Annotated in this window: 17 protein-coding genes and 1 pseudogene; 4 read left to right on the top strand and 14 right to left on the bottom strand. The window is 61.8% G+C overall.

Translation table 11 applies throughout. The features are described from left to right. Nucleotides 1-19: 19 nt before the first annotated feature. The 4 genes from GFM02_RS15020 to cysG are packed head-to-tail and all read right to left on the bottom strand — an operon-like array spanning nt 20 to nt 3,975. Nucleotides 20-532 carry a DUF934 domain-containing protein gene (locus GFM02_RS15020; RefSeq protein WP_168322029.1) on the bottom strand — a complete coding sequence of 171 codons (513 nt, stop codon included), beginning with the start codon at nt 530-532 and terminating at the stop codon, nt 20-22. Nucleotides 533-542: 10 nt separating this feature from the next. Further along, nucleotides 543-2,213 carry a nitrite/sulfite reductase gene (locus tag GFM02_RS15015; RefSeq protein WP_168322028.1) on the bottom strand — a complete coding sequence of 557 codons (1,671 nt, stop codon included), beginning with the start codon at nt 2,211-2,213 and terminating at the stop codon, nt 543-545. An 8-nt stretch (nt 2,214-2,221) separates the two neighbouring features. Continuing rightward, a complete protein-coding gene (locus GFM02_RS15010; RefSeq protein ID WP_011651871.1) occupies nt 2,222-2,536 on the bottom strand; it encodes a DUF2849 domain-containing protein in 315 nt (104 codons plus the stop codon). A gap of 2 nt (nt 2,537-2,538) precedes the next feature. Beyond that, nucleotides 2,539-3,975 (bottom strand): siroheme synthase CysG, encoded by a 1,437-nt coding sequence (cysG, locus tag GFM02_RS15005; RefSeq protein WP_168322027.1) that lies wholly within the window; start codon nt 3,973-3,975, stop codon nt 2,539-2,541. A 268-nt stretch (nt 3,976-4,243) separates the two neighbouring features. Between cysG and GFM02_RS15000 the strand changes: the two genes are divergently transcribed. Both GFM02_RS15000 and mazG read left to right on the top strand, forming a co-directional pair. Then, nucleotides 4,244-4,831 carry a deaminase gene (locus tag GFM02_RS15000; protein WP_168322026.1) on the top strand — a complete coding sequence of 196 codons (588 nt, stop codon included), beginning with the start codon at nt 4,244-4,246 and terminating at the stop codon, nt 4,829-4,831. A gap of 51 nt (nt 4,832-4,882) precedes the next feature. Further along, nucleotides 4,883-5,728: a nucleoside triphosphate pyrophosphohydrolase gene (gene mazG, locus GFM02_RS14995; RefSeq protein ID WP_168322025.1), complete on the top strand. Its 846-nt coding sequence runs from the start codon at nt 4,883-4,885 to the stop codon at nt 5,726-5,728. A gap of 336 nt (nt 5,729-6,064) precedes the next feature. On the opposite strand, the gene hflX is transcribed toward mazG, so the two are convergent. From hflX to GFM02_RS14960, 7 genes and pseudogenes are all read right to left on the bottom strand, one after another. Further along, nucleotides 6,065-7,390, bottom strand: a complete 1,326-nt coding sequence (hflX, locus tag GFM02_RS14990) for a GTPase HflX (protein WP_168322024.1) — start codon at nt 7,388-7,390, stop codon at nt 6,065-6,067. Nucleotides 7,391-7,467: 77 nt separating this feature from the next. Further along, nucleotides 7,468-7,710 (bottom strand): RNA chaperone Hfq, encoded by a 243-nt coding sequence (gene hfq / locus GFM02_RS14985; RefSeq protein WP_003539403.1) that lies wholly within the window; start codon nt 7,708-7,710, stop codon nt 7,468-7,470. Nucleotides 7,711-7,822: 112 nt separating this feature from the next. Next, on the bottom strand, nt 7,823-8,686 hold the full coding sequence (locus GFM02_RS14980; protein WP_168322023.1) for a D-amino-acid transaminase: 864 nt from the start codon (nt 8,684-8,686) through the stop codon (nt 7,823-7,825). A gap of 65 nt (nt 8,687-8,751) precedes the next feature. Continuing rightward, a complete protein-coding gene (locus GFM02_RS14975; protein ID WP_011651865.1) occupies nt 8,752-10,116 on the bottom strand; it encodes a sigma-54-dependent transcriptional regulator in 1,365 nt (454 codons plus the stop codon). After that, nucleotides 10,106-12,376 carry a sensor histidine kinase NtrY-like gene (locus tag GFM02_RS14970; protein ID WP_017960313.1) on the bottom strand — a complete coding sequence of 757 codons (2,271 nt, stop codon included), beginning with the start codon at nt 12,374-12,376 and terminating at the stop codon, nt 10,106-10,108. The genes GFM02_RS14975 and GFM02_RS14970 overlap by 11 nt, the downstream gene beginning before the upstream one ends. A 232-nt stretch (nt 12,377-12,608) precedes the next feature. Then, nucleotides 12,609-13,598, bottom strand: coding sequence for a potassium channel beta subunit family protein (locus GFM02_RS14965; protein WP_168322022.1), 990 nt, complete (start codon nt 13,596-13,598; stop codon nt 12,609-12,611). 611 nt (nt 13,599-14,209) lie between these two features. Next, nucleotides 14,210-14,383: pseudogene (locus tag GFM02_RS14960) on the bottom strand (helix-turn-helix domain-containing protein); the annotation flags it as partial. Nucleotides 14,384-14,494: 111 nt separating this feature from the next. Between GFM02_RS14960 and GFM02_RS14955 the strand changes: the two are divergent. Beyond that, nucleotides 14,495-14,878, top strand: coding sequence for an EF-hand domain-containing protein (locus GFM02_RS14955; protein WP_246764371.1), 384 nt, complete (start codon nt 14,495-14,497; stop codon nt 14,876-14,878). Nucleotides 14,879-15,067: 189 nt separating this feature from the next. Next, on the top strand, nt 15,068-15,913 hold the full coding sequence (locus GFM02_RS14950; protein WP_168303039.1) for a universal stress protein: 846 nt from the start codon (nt 15,068-15,070) through the stop codon (nt 15,911-15,913). 143 nt (nt 15,914-16,056) lie between these two features. On the opposite strand, the gene ntrC is transcribed toward GFM02_RS14950, so the two are convergent. The 3 genes from ntrC to dusB are packed head-to-tail and all read right to left on the bottom strand — an operon-like array spanning nt 16,057 to nt 19,672. Next, the gene (ntrC, locus tag GFM02_RS14945; protein ID WP_003539347.1) at nt 16,057-17,508 is read right to left on the bottom strand and encodes a nitrogen regulation protein NR(I); all 1,452 of its coding nucleotides are present in this window, start codon (nt 17,506-17,508) and stop codon (nt 16,057-16,059) included. Next, nucleotides 17,505-18,659 (bottom strand): two-component system sensor histidine kinase NtrB, encoded by a 1,155-nt coding sequence (locus tag GFM02_RS14940; protein ID WP_020049802.1) that lies wholly within the window; start codon nt 18,657-18,659, stop codon nt 17,505-17,507. Before GFM02_RS14940 ends, ntrC begins: the two co-directional genes overlap by 4 nt. After that, on the bottom strand, nt 18,656-19,672 hold the full coding sequence (gene dusB, locus GFM02_RS14935; protein WP_222415430.1) for a tRNA dihydrouridine synthase DusB: 1,017 nt from the start codon (nt 19,670-19,672) through the stop codon (nt 18,656-18,658). The genes GFM02_RS14940 and dusB overlap by 4 nt, the downstream gene beginning before the upstream one ends. Nucleotides 19,673-19,799: the final 127 nt, after the last annotated feature.

Raw genomic sequence — 19,799 nt, 5'->3', positions numbered from 1 at the left:
AAAAAGGCGGATCGACCGCTTATGCGGCCGGCTTCGCCTGACGGCGCCAACTATAGCCCTTGCCGGCCTCGGCGTCACGCACCGCCGGCTGATAATGATGGGGAATGGCGGGAAGACGGTTTTCGGAAAGACGCTTCAGCGCCGTGGCGTTGGTGACCGAAAAGCTGTCGATGCCGACGCGCAGCATTAGCGGCACCTGATCGATCAGCACGTCGCCGACGGCGCGTAGCTCGTTGGTGTAACCCAGGCGCTGGCGCAGCAGCGAGGCATGGCTGAAGGCGCGGCCGTCGTTGAAAGCCGGAAAGGCGACGGCAACGATTTCGAGGCGATAGAGATAGGGCTCCAGCCGGCGCACGTCATCGGCCGGCTTGATCAGCACGCCGAGGCCGACATCGTTGCTTTCGTCGGCCTTGGCAATCAGTTCGTCGAGACCAAGCAGCGGCTTCTGCTCTTCGGTCGCCCTCACCTCGTCGGTCTCGATCACCCAGGGATCGTTTTCGACAAAACCGGTTTCTCTCCAGATCTTCGTCATCATCCCCTCCTTATGCCGCTTCAGCCGTCGCGCCGTAGAGCGCGGTCTTGAACGGCTGCGGTCCGACGCGGCGATAGGCGGCGAGGAAGTTCTCGGATGGGTCGAGACGCAGGCCGAGATAGGTGTCGACGATCGTCTCGATCGCGTCGGTCACCCGGTCCGGCTCGAAGCCGCGGCCGATGATTTCGCCGATCGAGGTATGTTCGTCGCCGGAGCCGCCGAGCGTGATCTGGTAGAGTTCGGCGCCCTTCTTCTCCACACCGAGCAGGCCGATATGGCCGACATGGTGATGGCCGCAGGCATTGATGCAGCCGGAGATCTTGATCTTCAGCTCGCCGATCTCTGCCTGACGTTCGGCATTGCCGAAACGGCGGGAGATTTCCTGCGCCAGCGGAATGGAGCGCGCGTTGGCCAGCGCGCAGTAGTCCAGCCCGGGACAGGCAATGATATCGGTGATCAGGCCGGCATTGGCTTCGGCGAGATTGATGGCGACGAGGCCGCGATAGACGGCTTCGAGATCGGCAAGTGCCACATGCGGCAGGATCAAGTTCTGCTCATGGCTGACGCGGATCTCGTCGAAAGCATATTCCTCGGCGAGATCGGCGATCGCATCCATCTGTGCATCCGAGGCATCGCCCGGAATGCCGCCGATCGGCTTCAGCGAAATCGTCACCATGCCGTAATCGGGGTTCTTGTGCGGCTGCACGTTCTGCTGGACCCAGCGGGAGAAGCCGGAATCGGCCTTCTTCCAGCGGGCGAGGTTTTCCCAGCCTTCGGCGCGCTGGGGCAGCTCAGGCGGCGCGAAATAGGCAGCGATCGACTGGACGTCCTTTTCCGGCAGCTTGAGCTCGGTATCCTTCAGCGCGGCGAATTCAGCCTCCACCTGGCGCGTCAGTTCCTCGGTGCCGGTTTCGTGCACGAGGATCTTGATGCGGGCCTTGTACTTGTTGTCGCGACGGCCGTGCAGATTGTACACGCGCACGATCGCCGTGGTGTAGGAGAGCAGGTCTTCCTCAGGCAGGAAGTCGCGGATCAGCTTGGCGATCATCGGCGTACGGCCCTGGCCGCCGCCGACATAGACAGCAAAACCGATTTCGCCCTTGTCGTTCTTCTTCACGTGCAGGCCGATATCATGGACCTGGATTGCGGCGCGGTCGCGCTCGGCGCCGGTGACGGCGATCTTGAATTTGCGCGGCAGGAAGGAGAATTCCGGGTGGACCGACGACCACTGGCGCAGGATTTCAGCGTAAGGACGCGGATCGGCGATCTCATCGGCGGCGGCACCGGCGAAGTGATCGGCCGTGACGTTTCTGATGCAATTGCCCGAAGTCTGCAGCGCATGCATCTCGACGCTGGCAAGATCGGCAAGCGCATCCGGAATATCGGACAGTTTCGGCCAGTTGAACTGCAGGTTCTGGCGCGTGGTGAAGTGGCCGTAGCCGCGGTCATAGGTGCGGGCGATATGGGCGAGCATGCGCAGCTGGCGCGAGCTCAGCGTGCCATAGGGAATGGCGATGCGCAGCATGTAGGCGTGGAGCTGCAGGTAGACGCCGTTCATCAGGCGCAGCGGCTTGAACGCATCCTCGGCCAACTCACCGGAAAGGCGGCGCTGGACCTGGTCGCGAAACTGCTCGACGCGCTCGGTAACAAAGGCATGGTCAAATTCGTCGTAACGGTACATCGTCTTCCTCAGACTGCAATGAATTCGGGATCGGCAGGAGCGTAGCCCGGGGCATATTCCATGGTCGGGCCCTGCGCGCGGATGCGCTCGCGAAGGCGAAGCGGCCAGAGAATGCCGTTGGTTTCCTGAACGTCGACAACGGCGACGTCAACCACCTCGTTGTCGGCATAGGATTTCTTGCCGATCGCCTCCAGCGCCGCAACGGCCTCGGCATGACGGGCAACGAGCGCCTCCTGCAACGAGGTGGACCACTTGCCGTTCGCATCCAGCCAGACGGCAATGCCGTCCGTCAGCCGGTTGGCGGTCAGAACCTTGTCACCCATATTCAGCTCCTTGCAAGTTCCTCGAGCCGGGCGTTTGCGCGCACCAGGGGCTCGGACAGTTCGAAATTAGCGCCGGCGACCGCATCGCCGATGATGACCATGACAGGCCCGGTCAACTCGTCGCGGTGCTGCAGATCGGGCAGATCGGCGAGCGTGCCATGCAGCAGGCGACGATCGGCGCGGCTGGCATTTTCGATGACGGCGACGGTGGTCTCAGACGGAATGCCCGCCTGCATCAGCCGCTCTGCGACGGAGGCAGCAACCGTACGGCCCATATAAACGGCGATCGTCGCGCCGGAAACGGCAAGGCTTGCCCAATCGGGCAGCACGTCGCCGGTGAGATCATGGCCTGTCGTGAAGACCAGCGAGGAGGCAACGCCGCGCAGCGTCAGCGGCAGCTCGAAATCGGCAGCGGCTGCGAAAGCCGAGGTGATGCCAGGTACGACCTCATAGGTGATGCCGGCAGCGCGCAGTGCCGCCATCTCTTCCCCTGCCCGGCCATAGACCAGCGGATCGCCGGATTTGAGACGGACGACGCGCTTGCCTTGGCGGCCGAGATCGACCAGCAGGTCGTTGATTTCTTCCTGGGACTTCGAGTGACAGCCCTTGCGCTTGCCGACGGAAAGCCGCTCGGCATCGCGGCGGCCCATATCGACGATCGCCTGCGGCACGAGCGCGTCATAGACGATGACGTCGGCTTCCATCATCACGCGCTGGGCGCGCAGCGTCAGCAGATCCTCGGCACCCGGACCGGCGCCAACCAGCCAGACGTGGCCGGCGACCTTGTCCATCGCGTGCAGCAGCCGGTCGGCGGCGTGGCGAGCCTGCGGCAGGTTGCCGTTGGCGACCGCATCGGCAACGGCACCGGAAAAGAAACGGCGCCAGAAGACCCGGCGGGAGACGCCTCTCGGAATCAGTTGTTCGACGGCCTTGCGGTAGCTCGTCGCCAGCCCGGCAAGGCGGCCGAGCGAGGGCGAAAGAAGCTGGTCGATCTGCGCGCGGATCATCTGCGCCAGAACCGGCCCTGCCCCTTCGGTGCCGATGGCCACGGCGACGGGCGCGCGGTTGACCAGTGCCGGCGTGAAGAAATCGCAGTAATCGGGCTGATCGACGGCATTGGCCGGAATTCTGGCGGCACGCGCAGCATCGATGATGTTGCGGTCATCAGCTTCATTGCCGGTTGCGGCGAAGACGAGCGCCGACCCCTCGACCTGTTCGGCTGAGAAGGCAGCGCGCACGGTCTCGATGCGGTTGGCGATCAGGAAGGCGTGGTAATCGGCTTCCGGCCGGTCGGCATAGGCGACAATCCGCGCCTTTGTGTTGAGCAGCAGCCGCACCTTGGCGAAAGCTTCGTCGCCATTGCCGAAGACAGCCGTCTTCTGGCCTTCCACGCGAAAGAAGGCGGGAAATACCGAAAGCTGTTCAGTCTTGGAAGGCATCATCAATCCACTTCGAGGTTGCCGGAATATGCCCTTGATCGACAAGGGATTGAAGGAACAGAAATTCGAAAGCCCAAGCAAGCGGGTATTCTTTTGCTCGTGCCGTCAGTGATTTGAGAAAAGTCACCCGTGCGGCCAAAAAGCCGCATATTCCCAGCCCGCTTGCTGCAATGCAGTATAAAGCCTGTGACAAAAGACGTCCACCGGTGCTTGACGCATTTCACTCGCGCCGCCAAGGCGATAGACTGAGGAAAACTGGAGGGCCCTCATGCCTGATAAGACCATTGCCTCCCGCCTGCTTCGGGTCATGGAAGAGGATATCCTGCCGCTGACGGAGCGTAGCGTTTCGCTTGGCAACAAAGTGTTCGGTGCGGCGATCTTAAGGAAATCCGATCTTTCGCTCGTCGTCGCCGAGACCAATAACGAGCTGGAGAATCCGCTCTGGCACGGCGAGGTGCATACGCTGAAGCGCTTCTATGAGCTTGGGGAGAAGCCGCCGACCAAGGATCTGATCTTCCTGTCGACGCACGAACCCTGCACCATGTGCATGTCGGCGATCACTTGGGCCGGCTTCGACAATTTCTACTATTTCTTCAGCCATGAGGATTCGCGCGATGCCTTCGCCATTCCGCACGATTTGAAGATCCTGAAGGAAGTCTTCGGGCTTGAACCCGGCGGCTACCGCAGGCAAAACGCCTTCTGGAACAGCTTTGCCATCGCCGATCTGGTCGAGACCGAAGAGGCTCAGCTTAAGACCGGGCTGAAGACGCAGACTGCCCGCATCAAGGCGCGCTACGACGCGCTGTCGACCAGCTATCAGTCGTCGAAGAGCGCCAACGACATCCCCTTGAACTGAGGGCCCCTGAACTGAGGGCCTCTGAACTGAAGCCTGCTGAACCGAGGCAACATGCAACCTTCCAAAGACATTTCGCGGCTGATCGAGATCATGGCGGCGCTGCGCCATCCCGAAACCGGCTGCCCCTGGGACATCGTGCAGAATTTCGAGACGATCAAGCCTTATACGATCGAGGAGGCCTATGAGGTCTCCGACGCGATCGAGCGCGGCGATATGGACGATCTCTGCGACGAGTTGGGCGACCTGCTGCTGCAGGTGGTGTTTCACGCACGCATGGCCGAGGAGGCCGGCGAATTTTCCTTCGGCGACGTGGTCAACGCCATCACCGCCAAGATGATCCGTCGCCACCCGCACGTCTTTGCCCGCTCGGCGGCGGATACGCCGGACGCGGTGAAGAGACAATGGGACGAGATCAAGCAGGCGGAGAAACGCGAGCGCACCGAGCGACGGTCACGGCGCGGCATCACCGAGGACTTCAACAGCGGCTTCCTCGGTTCCGTGCAGCGTAGCTTCCCGGCTCTGACGGAAGCCCTGAAGCTGCAGGAACGCGCCGCCAAGGTCGGCTTCGACTGGTCAGCACCGGAGCCGATCCTCGACAAGATCGAGGAGGAGATCGGCGAATTGCGGGCAGCCCTTCGCGAAGGCGATCAGGCAAAGGTCAGCGACGAACTCGGCGATTTGATCTTCGCCGTCGTCAATATCGGGCGGCATGTGAAGGCTGATCCGGAACAGGCAGTGCGCGGAACCAATACGAAATTCCGTCGCCGGTTCAGCCATATAGAACAGGTTCTTGAAGAAGAAGGCGAGACGCTGGAAGAGGCGACGCTGGAGCGGATGGAGGAAATCTGGCAGGCGGCGAAGGCGATTGAAAGAGCTGTGACGTCCAGCGCTGAGTGAGTTTTCCCTGAGCATTTCAAAGGAACAGAGTTAGAGCGGGGCTGGGCTTGCTCCCCTTCTCCCAGCGGGGAGAAGGTGGCCCGAAGGGTCGGATGAGGGGGCCACGCGGCACACCCTGCATTGCTCTTCGCTTGCGCTCAGCGCATTCGCTCCTGTCGTCGCTCACCCCCTCATCTGCCTGCCGGCATCTTCTTCCCGCTGGGGAGAAGGAGGATGTGGCAGCGCTCTTGCTTCCTCTCAGCCCAGTCAAAACCATACGGTGTTCGATCGGCTGCCCGTTACGCCGATTGAGCTGAGCTTATAAAGGGAGGCGAAAGCACATCCTTAAAGGGGCGATTACCGCTCCCAGTCTTCCTTATCAGACTTCGGACCATTGCCGATGCGGCGTTCGAGTTCGGTTGCTTCGGTTTCGGAGAGGCGCAGATCGAGCGTGATCGTGCCGTCCTCATTATCCTCGCGGCCGTCGACGATCGCGTGATCGTAAAGCCATGGCAACAGCGCCAGCTTATCAACAGGAAGTCGGATTGTTGCCACGGTCATCACGCCTGACAGTCTGCGGCTGATCTCTTCCATCAGCGTGTCGACACCCTCGCCGCTGACGGCGGAAACCGCGACGACGTTGCTCGCCCCGGCTGCCCTCTGCACCATGGTGTCGTGCACCTCAGGCTCCAACCGGTCGATCTTGTTCCAGACCTCGATCAGACGCTTTTCAGCTTCGGCCTCGTCGATACCGAGATCGTTCAGGATGCGCATCACGTCGGAGCTCTGCGCCTGGTTGTCGGCATCGGACATGTCGCGGACATGCAGGATGAGATCGGCTTCCAGCACCTCTTCCAGCGTCGCCCGGAAGGCGGCGACGAGATGGGTCGGCAGGTCGGAGATGAAACCGACGGTGTCGGAGAGGATGACAGTGCGGCCATGCGGCAGCTTCATGCGCCGAAGGGTCGGGTCGAGGGTGGCAAAGAGCATGTCTTCAGCCAGCACGCCGGCGCCGGTGATGCGGTTGAAGAGCGTCGACTTGCCGGCATTGGTGTAGCCGACCAGCGCTACGATCGGATGCGGCACCTTGCGGCGCTTGGCGCGGTGAAGCTGGCGGGTGCGCACGACCTGCTCCAGCTCGCGCTCGAGCTTGATAATGCGGTCCTGCAGCATCCGCCGGTCGGCTTCGATCTGGGTTTCGCCGGGACCGCCCATGAAGCCGCCGCCGCCGCGCTGGCGTTCAAGGTGGGTCCAGCTTCGGACCAGGCGGCCCTTCTGATAATTCAGATGGGCGAGATCGACCTGCAGCGTGCCTTCCTTGGTGGAGGCGCGGCGGCCGAAGATTTCGAGGATGAGGCCCGTCCGGTCGATGACCTTGGCGTTCCATTCCTTTTCGAGGTTGCGCTGCTGCACCGGCGTCAACGGATGATCGACGATGACGAGACCGGAATCGCGCTCGTTGAGCAGCGCCTTGATCTCCTCGATCTTGCCGGTGCCAAGCAACGTGGCCGGTCTCGGATCGTTGACCGGGACGATCGAGCCATTGACGACATCGAGATCGATCGCCTGGGCAAGACCGGTCGCCTCTTCGAGCCGGCTTTCCGGCGTGCGGGTCGATGCCGATTCGCTCTGGCCGCCGCGACTGCGCGATTTCAGAACCGGCACGACGACAGTCGCGCGCATATCGTCCCTGTGCTTGGCGGCCTCAGGGATGATCGAATCGTTCTTGGTATCGCGTGTCGAAATGACGGCTGATCCTGTTAGGACGCGGCTTCTTCGCTCTCGAACATCTGCATGGGCTGGCCCGGCATGATCGTCGAGATCGCATGCTTATACACGAGCTGCGAATGGCCGTCACGGCGAAGAAGAACACAAAAATTGTCAAATGACGTAACAACGCCCGTGAGTTTCACGCCGTTGATCAGAAAGATTGTCAGGGAAATCTTTTGCTTGCGAACAGTATTGAGAAATAAGTCCTGAAGATTCTGAGAACGTTCCGCCATCGCGCCGCTTCTTTCTTTATTGCCGACCTGATCTGGCCGGTAGAATATCAATCAACCTCACCATGCCAAGACCGGCGGCATCCTCGTTCCACCTGCCCAGCAAATCTTGGTATCAAATCGCAATCTTTTCCGCAACGTCGAAAAAGGCCTCGCGGACTTTCTGCGAAACGCTGCCTGGATGACCGTTGGCAATGGGTTGGCCATCGACGGAAATGACTGGAAAACAAATGCTTGTGGCTGCAGTGAGGAAGACCTCGCGGGCCGCGAGCATCTCCGAAACGGAGAAGTTCCGCTCCGCTATCGTCAACCCCAGCTTGGCTCCGACATCCATCAGAGTGGTGCGGGTAATGCCGCGCAGGATGCCGTGCTCGGCCGGGCGCGTCACCAGCGTTCCGTCCGGATCGACGATCCAGACATTGGTCGCCGCCCCTTCCTTCACCATGCCGTCGCCGTCGACATAGATCGCTTCCTGGGCGCCGGCCTCCTTGGCCTGCTGGCGGGCCATGGCATTCGGCAGCAGGCCGATGGACTTGATGTCGACGCGGTCCCAGCGATTGTCGACAAGGGTGATCGCCCTGATGCCGTTGGCGTTCTTAGCGGCAATGATCCTGGCATCGGTGCTCTTGGCGGTGATGACAAGCGAGGGCGGCGTTCCCTCGGCCGGGAAGACATGATCGCGGCGGGCGACGCCGCGCGTCACCTGCATATAGAAAAGCCCGTTGCGGACATAGTTGCGGCGCAGCGTCTCGCGAATGACCTGGATCAGCGCCGCCCGGCCCATCGGCCAGGCGATGCGCAACTCACCAAGCGATCGGTCGAGACGGTTCAGATGGCGCGTGAGGTCGACGATATAGCCGTGACGCACCTCGCAGACCTCATAGACGCCATCGGCGAACTGGTAGCCGCGATCTTCGATATGCACGCTGGCATCGGAATGCTTGACGTAACGGCCATTCACATAGGCAATTCTCGGCATGGGAAACCTGGTCTTCCGGGAAGCAATATAGGGACGCGGCGCGGCCTCGGCCGCGCCGGAAACGATCAGACCCCGAGCGACTTCAGCTTGCGGTGGAGCGCCGAACGCTCCATGCCGACGAATTCCGCGGTGCGCGAGATATTGCCGCCGAAGCGGTTGATCTGGGCGATCAGGTAGTCCTTCTCGAACATCTCGCGGGCTTCGCGCAGCGGCAGCGTCATGATGTGATAGTCGTTCTTGGCGGACACCTTCGGCAGCATGTCGCCGAGATCGGTCGGCAGCATGTCGGCGGTGATCGGCGCATCCGGGCCGTCGGTGCGGGCAAGGATCATCAGCCGCTCGATATTGTTGCGCAGCTGGCGGATGTTGCCGGGCCAGTCATGCGCCTGCAGCACCGCCATGGCGTCGTCGCCGATGCGGCGCGGCCGGATGCCGGCCTGCTCGGATATCTGGCGCATCAGCTGGTCGACGAGGAAGGGAATGTCCTCGCGCCGTTCGGCAAGTGCGGGCACACGCACCGGCACGACGGCAAGGCGATGATAGAGATCCTCGCGGAACCAACCTTCGGCGATGCGGCTTTCGAGATTATAGGCGGTCGAAGAGATGATGCGGACATCGACCTTGACGCGCTTGGAACCGCCGACCCGCTCGAACTGCTGATCGACCAGCACGCGCAGGATCTTGTTTTGCGTCTCACGCGGCATTTCACCGACCTCGTCGAGATAGAGGATGCCGCGATGGGCTTCCTCGAGCGCGCCGATCTTGCGCGCCTGGCCGGGCGTGCCCTCGGTGCCGAACAGTGCCACCTCCATGCGTTCGGGCGTGATGTTGGCGGCGTTGATTGCGACGAAGGGGCCGTTGGCGCGGGCCGACTTCTTGTGGATCATCCGCGCCACCAGCTCCTTGCCGGAGCCCGACGCGCCGAGGATCATGATGCGGCTGTTGGTCGGCGCAACCTTCTCGATCGTCTGGCGCAGCTGCGAAACGGCAACCGAGGTGCCGATCAGCTCCAGCGCATCGCCGGTGCGGCGCTTCAGATCTGAGACCTCGCGCTTCAGCTTGGAATTCTCCAGCGCGCGTTCGGCGATCAGGATCAGCCGGTCGGCCTTGAAGGGCTTCTCGATGAAATCGAAGGCGCCGCGCTTGATCGCCGAGACGGCGGTCTCGATGTTGCCATGGCCTGATATCATCACCACGGGCAGTTCGGGATGGCGGGTCTTGATCTCGTCGAGCAGCGACAGACCATCGAGCTTGCTGCCCTGCATCCAGATATCGAGGAAGATCAGCCGCGGTACGCGATCGGAAATCGCCGCCAGCGCGCTGTCGCTGTCATGGGCCGTGCGCGTCTCGTGTCCTTCGTCGGAGAGAATGCCGGAAACGATCTCGCGAATATCGTGCTCATCGTCGACGACGAGAATATCAGAGGCCATAAACGCTTTCCTTGTCATTGGCTGCGGGAGCGGCAGGCGTCGGATCTAGGCGTGGCAGATGCACGCGGATCATGGCCCCTCTTCCCCGGTCAAAATCGGCGGGCGCATCATGCAGCTCGAGCTGCCCGCCATGTTCCTCGATGATCTTCTTGACGATGGCGAGGCCGAGGCCGGTGCCCTTCTCGCGCATCGTCATATAGGGTTCCAGAATGCTGTGACGGTTCTCCACCGGCAGGCCGCGGCCATTGTCGATCACGTCGACGGTGAAGCGGTCGCGGCCGGTATCGAGTGCGGCGCGGACGAGAACCTTGCGTTCATCCCGCTCGTCGCTCGGAACGGCCTCGATCGATTCGACGGCATTCTTGATGAGGTTTCCGAAAGCCTGGCCGAGCATGCGGCTGTCGAACAGTCCCTCCAGCGGCTGGTCGCCGAAATCCTGCTCGAAGGTAACGTGATGGTTGCCCATCTCGCGCAGGAAGATCGCGTCGCGCAGAATATTGCGCAGGTCGCTCGGCTCCTTGGTCGGCTTCGGCATGCGGGCGAAAGCGGAGAATTCGTCGACCATGCGGCCGATATCGCCGACCTGGCGGATGATCGTATCCGTGCACTGGTCGAAGACGGTCCGGTCATCCGGGTCGATCTGCTTGCCGTAGCGGCGCTGGATGCGCTCGGCGGACAGCTGGATCGGCGTCAGCGGATTCTTGATCTCATGAGCGATGCGCCTTGCCACGTCGCCCCAAGCGGTCGAGCGCTGGGCGATGACGAGATCGGTGATGTCGTCAAGCGTGATCACGTAGGACTCGCTCATGTCGCGCACTTCCTCGCGGGTCACCTGCACGCTCAGCGTCCTGACAGTGCCGCCGCGGACCAGCGCGATCTGCTTGCGGAAATCGCCGCGATGACGCACCGCAGCCTCGGTCAGCACGTGATCGACCTCAGGCGCGATATCGACCAGCTGCTTTCCGAGCATCTCGTCTGCGGACAGCGACATCAGCGTCTCGGCCGAGCTGTTGACGATGGCGATGCGGCGGTCCTGCTCGACACCGATGACGGCAGCAGTGACGCCCGAAAGCACCGCCTCGATGAAGCGGCGGCGGTCGTCGACCTCGTCCTTGGCCTCGAGGATCTCGTCGCGCTGGGTGCGGATTTCCGAAATCATCTTGTTGAACGTGCGCGAGAGATTGGCGACGTCGCCGTCGACGGCATGCACGGGCACGACGATATCCATATTGCCCGATGCCACGCTGTCGGCCGCCGTGATCAGCAGGCGGATCGGCCGGACGATACGGTCGGCGACGGCGATCGCGGTCCAGATCGCCGCCAAAAGCACGATCAGCGCGAAGCCGATATAGAGCACGGCAAAGGCGACCTGCAGCGAGAAGCGGTTGGCCTCCATCGAACGGTATTCGGTGGCGTTCTCCTCCATCATGCGCATGGCGCCCATGACCTTGGGATCGACGGCGCGCACCGTATAGAGGAAGGTGCCCTGGATGGCATCGAGCTTGATGATGGCGCCGACGAGATTGGTGACGCCGGGCGGGATCAGCGTCGGCTGGCCAGCGGCCGCCTTTTCCAGGGCGTCCTGGGGAATAGCGGGTAGCGGCTTTTCGGTGGCGATATCGGCCTGGACGATCACCGAACCGTCGCGCTCGACGAGGAAGGCGCCGAGCAGGCCGCGGCCCCTCGCCTGGCGGGTCATCAGGTCGGCAAAGCCTGTCCTGTCGAGGCTGTAGAGCGCGCGGTTGCGCTCCAAGTCGTTGGCCATGGAGACTGTCTGCCCCTGCAGGTAGCTGGCATTCTCCATCATGTAGGCCTGGCCGATATTGCGCGACGAGCTGACGATCGACTGGGTGCGCAAGGCAAACCAGCGATCGAGACCGGCGTTCAGCGTGATGCTGGCGAAGATGGCGACGAGGATCGCCGGCGTGATCGCGACGATCGAAAAGAGCACGACGATGCGGATATGCAGGCGGGCTGCCGCACGGCCGCGGGTGCGGGCTTTCAGCAGCCTCGCCACTTCGCGGCCAATCAAGGCGAGCAACGTCAGGACAAAGAAGGAATTGACGATCACCGAGGTGATGACCACATGCGACGTCGGGGCGATCGGCGTCAGGCCGAGCAGCACAAATAACGTGGCCGTGGCGCAGAGAAGCGCGCCGCCGGCAAGCACGAGGCCGGGTACGGCAAAAAGTGCGCGGCGGTCGGTCACCGTCGTCACCGTCTCGCCCGCCGCCGCCGGCGATACCCCATCCTGCGTCATTCGGCCTCTCTTCAGACGGCACCTGCCGCCCTCGCCATCCGATCGAAAACCAAGCAACGCCGGCTTAAAAAGCCAGCGCCGCAACGACTCGATCGGGAGCGAATGTCCAAAACCCTTGCGTGACCTTTAAGCAACGCATTGTGGCGAAAATGCAACGCGCCTCGGCACATTGTCAAGCCGTGCTTCCCTCGACGAGCCTTAATCTGACCCGCCGAGGAAGGTTTTGTTTTCTCTAGAAGCGCCGTGGCCCTTCGGGTTTGTTTCCGACGATCGTGTCGATCCGCTCCAGCACGTCAGACGTCATCTTCTCTCGGTGTGAGAGGGCCGCGAGATTGTCCTGCAGCTGGCTGGCGCGCGAGGCTCCAAGGATGACGGTCGAGACATTGCGGTTGGCGAGGCACCACAAAAGGGCGAGATGGGTGATCGATAGGCCGATCTCGTCCGCGAGCTTTGCCAGCTCTCCAACTTGTTTGAGCTGGGCGCGGCCGGCATCGCTGGACCACTTTTCCTTCAGCCATTCGTAGCCCGGCAGGTTCATACGGCTGTCGGCCGGCACACCGTTATTGTACTTGCCGGTCAGGACGCCCGAGGCGAGCGGTGACCAGATCGTGGTGCCAAGGCCGATCAGGTCGTAGAGCGGCAGATAGTCAGACTCGACCTTCTGGCGTTCGAAGATGTTGTACTGCGGCTGCTCCATGGTCGGCGGCGTGATGCGCAAGTCCCGGGCAACGGCATAGGCTTCCGTCAATTGCTGCGCGGACCATTCCGACGTGCCCCAATAGAGCACCTTGCCCTGGGCGACGAGATCGTGCATCGCCCGGACCGTTTCCTCGATCGGCGTGTCGATATCCGGGCGGTGGCAGAAGTAGAGATCGAGGTAGTCGACCTGGAGCCGCTTGAGCGCTGCGTGGCAGGCATCGGTCACATGTTTGCGCGACAGACCGCGCTGCGTCGGCCTCTCACCTCCCCAGAAGACCTTGCTGGAGACGACGAAGCTGTCACGGCTCCAGCCGAGCCTGCTGAGCGCCTCGCCCATCACGATTTCGGACTTGCCGCTCTCGTATCCTTCGGCATTGTCGAAGAAGTTCACCCCATTGTCGTAGGCAAGCTTCATGAGGTCGACGGCGTCGCCCCCATTGACCTGCTTGCCGAACGTCACCCATGAACCGAAGGAGAACTCGCTCACCTGCAGGCCCGACTTTCCCAAACGTCGATATTCCATCATGTCACTCCCGCAAATTATGAATATGTGCCGGCCTGTCACCGGAAGTCGGCGCCGCCCGATCGATCGACGACCGATTGGCGTAATCTATGGCATGCGCAACGATATGCGAGGCTCAGCCCGCCAAGTTGACCAAAACACGATGTCGCAGGTCCCGTCAGCCTCCGACCGTAAAGAAAAAGGGCGCTCCACGACATCAGCCGGAGCGCCCGTGGCATGCGATCGACGACGTTTGCGGCGGAGGTCGACGGCAGCAACGGCAGAATGATGAGATTCGGAACGGATAGGCAACATGCGATTGGAGTCTGCGACGTTATCGCGCGCCGATTAATCCTGTCATCCACCGGATATCCACAGCCTATCCACAGGCACCGCGACAATGATCGCAGCAACTTCAATGACATTCGCCTCTCGGCAAAACACTCCTCACAAATGCTTATGTGACTGTCGAATGACACCGCATCTTTGTTTGTCTGCTTGGATACAAACCGTGGCCTGGCTCAGATAGGCTCACCTCTCCTCCCGACCGTGGCGGCGGACGCCGGGAGGGGTGGGCGGTGGGCAACATGAGGGCCTACCGCCTTCTTTTTGTCGCGCCCCTGGAAGAACGCTCAGGCGGTGCGGGAACTCCTGTAGACCGAGACGCCAAATTCCCTGATCTTCTTGCGCAAGGTGTTGCGGTTGAGACCGAGAAGATCGGCGGCTTCGATCTGATTGCCGCGCGTCGCCGTCAGGGCGGCGAGGATCAGCGGATATTCCATTTCCGTCAGCACTCGTCCCCGAAGCCTGCAAGTACCAGAGTTTGATCCAACGCAACGCTTGAACCCGGCATTCATCGTATTCCTAAAAGCAGCTCCATATTCATGGAGGATAATGGCTCAAAGAGGAGATGCAGAATGTCCATGTTCAGACTGCCAACTATCACTCTACTGGCCTTGCTCGGTGCCGTCGGTACCATGGGCATCGCGTCCGCCCAGACGAAAAGTCCAGACTCGGCTCAGTCGGAGGCTAAGCCCGCGGCCGAAGGATCGGAAATGATGCCCGGCATGATGGGCCGCAACATGATGTCATCGGACATGAATGAAGGAATGCGCATGATGGGGCCAATGCGCGGTCATATGATGAAGATCATGTTCGTCATCGCCGATAGTGATGGGGACGGCGCAATTTCTTTCGAAGAATTGACCGCAATCCACAAACGCGTCTTCGACGCGATCGACGCAAACAATGACGGCAAAGTCACACCTGAAGAAATGCAGGCGTTTATGCAGGACATGTGACCGGCGGCTCGGCATTTGCCACCCCATGTGAGCAGCCACCACCAACTCCAGGTGCGCTGCTCCTTCGGGCTAACCTCACGCGGCGCCGTGCAAAGGCCAGAGAAGCCGGAGCGCCGGCAATTGCGTTACATCAATGCCGAGTTGCGACGAACAGAGATAGTTGGTCGCAATCGTGGCGGTCCGCGAAAGATGGAGCAGGACATGACGGCACAATATTTTCTCCCGCTATCAACATATCCCGATTCAAGTTCCGGATTGATCATTTCGAACGCTGTAGCGTTTGCCGGGCACTACGGTGCACATCTTCACGCGTGCGCGCTAACGGTGGAGATCCCGCACATTCCCAACGCCTGGTCGTCGTTGCTGCTCGATACCCCGAAGATGATCGAGCATGCCGAGACTTTGAGCCGTGATCGCGCTGCAACTCTGGTTGCAGCGGCAACCAACCTCGCAGCGAGCGCCAAGGTTGAATTATCTTGTCGAACGGTCAAAACCACCTTGCCTCTATTGCACGACACGGCAGCCACGGAAGCACGTTTTTTCGATCTGGCTATTCTCGAATGTATCGCGGACGTTCCGGATACTCGCATTGTCGCCGAGGCGGTCATATTCGGCTCCGGCCGGCCAGCCGTCATCTTTCCCAACAAGACCTTTGCGGGCCCAATCGACCATCTGGTCATCGCCTGGGACGGAAGCCGAGCTGCCGCCCGGGCCGTCAACGATGCAAAGCCATTTTTTCACAAGGCCAAGCGGGTCTCGGTCCTATCTCTGACCGGCGAAAAGCCGCTGCAGGAGACCAGCGGAGCGCACCTTGCTGAGATCCTGGTTTCGAGCGGCGTCAATGCAAGCGCAACGGTCGCTCGCTTTACCTCGTCATCCATCAGTCAGAGCATTCAGCGGACAGCGCTGGAATTGGGCGCCGATATGCTTGTCATGGGAGGATTTGGACACTCGAGGTTGCGAGATTTCGTCCTGGGTGGAGCAACCGATGGCGTACTGGAGGAGCCTCTTCTGCCCGTCCTCATGTCACATTGACAATAACTGTCCACGGCGTTGCCGATCTTGCTTCGGCGCCGTCGGCGAAACCTTGGCCGCGCCCGCGTTAAAGATGCGCGACCAGCGACCGGGAGGATGCGCGTTCGACGTCCCTCCGCAGCACCGTGCAAGCCCGAACAGGCTCAGGCCGTGCGGGAACTCCTGTAGACCGAGACGCCAAGTTCCCTGATCTTCTTGCGCAAGGTGTTGCGGTTGAGACCGAGAAGATCGGCCGCCTTGATCTGGTTGCCGCGCGTCGCCGTCAGTGCGGCGAGGATCAGCGGATATTCCATTTCGGTCAGCACGCGATCATAGAGGCCGGGCGGCGGCAGATTGTCCCCGAAACCTGCGAAATAGCTGCGCATGTTCTCTTCGACGGCTTGCGCGATCGTCATCGAGCCGCTGCGCATCGGCCCCTTGTCGATCGGGCTGTCGGGCACGTCGGAGCGCAGTTCGGCGTCGATGATCTCGCGGGTGATCACATCCTGCGGGTAAAGCGCCATCAGACGGCGGATGAGATTTTCCAGTTCGCGGACATTGCCCGGCCAGGCATAGGCCTTCATCAGTTCGAGCGCTTCCTGATCGAAACGCTTGGAGCCAAGACCTTCCTTTTCCGCCTGCTGGATGAAATGGCGCACCAGATCGGGAATGTCCTCGGCGCGGTCGCGCAGCGGCGGCAGGCGCAGCGGCACGACGTTGAGGCGGTAATAGAGATCCTCGCGGAAGAGGCCCTGGTTGATCGCCTGCTTCAGGTCCTTGTTGGTGGCGGCGACGATGCGCACATCGGTGCGGATCGGCGTGCGGCCGCCGACGGTGGTATATTCGCCCTGCTGCAGGACGCGTAAGAGCCGTGTCTGGGCGTCCATCGGCATGTCGCCGATCTCGTCGAGGAAGAGCGTGCCGCCTTCGGCCTGCTCGAAGCGGCCGGTCGAGCGGGTCTGCGCGCCGGTGAAGGCGCCCTTCTCGTGGCCGAAGAGTTCGGATTCGATCAGGTCGCGCGGGATTGCCGCCATGTTGATTGCGACGAACGGGCCGTTGCGGCGCTTGCCGTAATCATGCAGCGCGCGGGCGACGAGCTCCTTGCCGGTGCCGGATTCGCCGGTGATCATCAGCGTCAGGTCCGTCTGCATCAGCCGGGCGAGCACGCGGTAGATTTCCTGCATCGCCGCCGACCGGCCGACGAGCGGCATGCCGTCCTGCATGTCGTCTTCGAGTTTGGCGGGCTTGCGCTTCGGCTCGGCGAGCGCCCGGCCGATGATGCCGATCAGCTCGGTGAGATCGAAGGGCTTCGGCAGATAATCATAAGCGCCCTTCTCCGAGGCCTTGATTGCGGTCATGAAGGTGTTCTGGGCGCTCATGACGAGGACCGGCAGGTCGGGCCGCGCCTTCTTGATGCGCGGCAGCAGATCGAAGGCGTTCTCGTCGGGCATCACCACATCGGTGACGACCAGATCGCCCTCGCCTGCCGAAATCCAGCGCCAGAGGGTAGCGGCGTTGGAGGTGATGCGGACGTCATAACCGGCGCGGCTCAAAGCCTGGTTGAGCACGGTCCGGATGGCCGCATCGTCATCTGCAACGAGGATCGTGGCTGTCATCGAGAAGGTCCTGTCGAGCTTGCTATAGAGGCGTCTTCAAGCGAGGCGTCCTTCGACGCCGGCATGAGAACGCGGAATGTCGTGCGGCTGTTCTGGCTGTCGCATTCGATGATGCCGCCGTGATCGCCGATGATCTTGGCGACCAGCGCCAGGCCGAGGCCGCTGCCGTTCGGCTTGGTGGTGATGAAGGGATCGAAGAGATGCGGCAACAGATCGAGGGGGACGCCGGGGCCGTTATCGTGGACGCAGAATTCCAGCGGCAGCGAGATCTTTTCGCGCGTGCCGGCGACCGAAAGACGGATGCCGGGACGATAGGCCGTCGTCAGCATGATCTCGCCGTCCGGCCGATCGCCGACCGCTTCGGCGGCGTTCTTCACCAGATTGAGGAAGACCTGGACGAGCTGGTCGCGATTGGCATAGACGGCCGGCAGCGACGGATCGTAACTCTCGGTCACCCTGATGTTGCGGGCAAAACCCGCCTTGGCGACCGCCTTCACATGATCGAGCACGGAATGGATGTTGACCGGCATGCGGTCGACAGGGCGTTCGTCGGAAAAGACTTCCATGCGGTCGACCAGCGAGACGATGCGATCGGTCTCGTCGCAGATCAGCCGGGTCAGCGCCCGATCGTCGTCGACCGCAGACTGTTCGAGCAGCTGGGCGGCGCCGCGGATGCCGGAAAGCGGGTTCTTGATCTCATGCGCCAGCATCGAGGCAAGGCCGGTCACCGAGCGGGCAGCGGCGCGATGCGTCAGCTGCCGGTCGATCTTGTCGGCCATCGAGCGTTCCTGAAAGACGATGACGACGGCGCCGGGCTCGCTGAGCACCGGGGCGACGTAGAGATCGACGAGCTTGTCCTGGCCGAGGCGGGGCGAACTCAGGTCGACGCGATATTCGTTGACCGGCGCCTTGCGCTCGCGCACCTGGTCGATCAGGGCGAGCAGCGGGCTACCGAAAGGAATGAAGGTCGAGATGCGGTAACGCGCCAGATGCGAGGCGCTGGCGCCGAAGAAGGCCTCCGCCTCCCAATTGGCGAAAACGACGAAGCCGGATTCGTCGACCATGACGACCGGGTTCTGGATGGCGTTCAGCACGGCCATGGCGACGGTCCCGCCGGCGTGATCGGACGGAGATGTCATATCCTTCATCATGCCGCCTCCCGGCTGTCGACAATATTCGCAGCCAGCGCATCGTAAAGGCGCGCGGCCACCTCGCGCGGGTCGCGCGAGGTCATGATCTCCGCCTTTTCAGCGCCTGACAGATCAGGCGCGAAACGCTGGAGATACCAGCCAAGATGCTTGCGGGCGTGGCGGATCGCCACCGCTTCGCCGTAGAAATCCAGCATCATCCGGTAATGCTCGACGGCAATATCGGCGATCTCCGGGGATTGCGGTGCGGGTGCACCTGATATGACACCGGCATGCCACGGCCTGCCCTGGCAGCCCCTGCCGATCATGACGGCATCGGCGCCGGAGCGGCGCAATATTTCCTGCGCATCGCCTGCGGTTTCGACATCGCCATTGGCGATCAGCGGAATGGAGATCACCTCGCGGACGGCGCGGATCGCATCCCAATCGGCGCGGCCTTCATAGAATTGCATGCGGGTGCGCCCATGAATGGTCACAAGCTGGATGCCGGCTGCCTCGGCGCGCCGCGCAATGTCAGGCGCATTGATGGAATTCTCGTCCCAGCCGAGGCGCATCTTCAGCGTCACCGGAATGTCAACGGCTTTGACCGTCGCCTCGATGAGGCCGAGCGCGTGATCGGGGTCGCGCATCAGCGCAGAACCCGAATAACCGCCAATCACCTTCTTTGCCGGACAGCCCATATTGATGTCGATGATATCGGCGCCGTGATCGGCGGCGATCTTGGCCGCCTCCGCCATCCAGTGCGCCTCGCGCCCGGCAAGCTGCACCATATGCGGCCGGAAGCCCGCAGCACTGAGCCGCGACCAGGATTCAGCCGTGTCGTTGACCAGTTCGCGGCTCGCCACCATCTCGGTGACGACGAGGCCGGCGCCGAAGCGCCACGCAAGCTCGCGGAAGGGCATATCCGTGACGCCGGACATCGGCGCCAGCACAACGCGGTTCCGCACGGACACGGGTCCGATTCGGAAAGGCGCTGCGAGGTCCTTGGAAATCAAATGATTATCTTTCGGGCACACAATAGAACTGCATTATTTTTAGCCATTATTCCTTGACTTGCCAAGGGGGCTGGGAGGGGAATTGATATTTTTCGGGCAGATGCTGGAAAAGGCCAAAGCAAGACGTTAGAGCACTCGGGTCAATTCC

Source organism: Rhizobium leguminosarum bv. viciae (assembly GCF_012276115.1).
In the GTDB taxonomy this organism is placed as follows: domain Bacteria; phylum Pseudomonadota; class Alphaproteobacteria; order Rhizobiales; family Rhizobiaceae; genus Rhizobium; species Rhizobium leguminosarum_T.
This window is presented reverse-complemented; position numbering and strand designations above follow the sequence as displayed.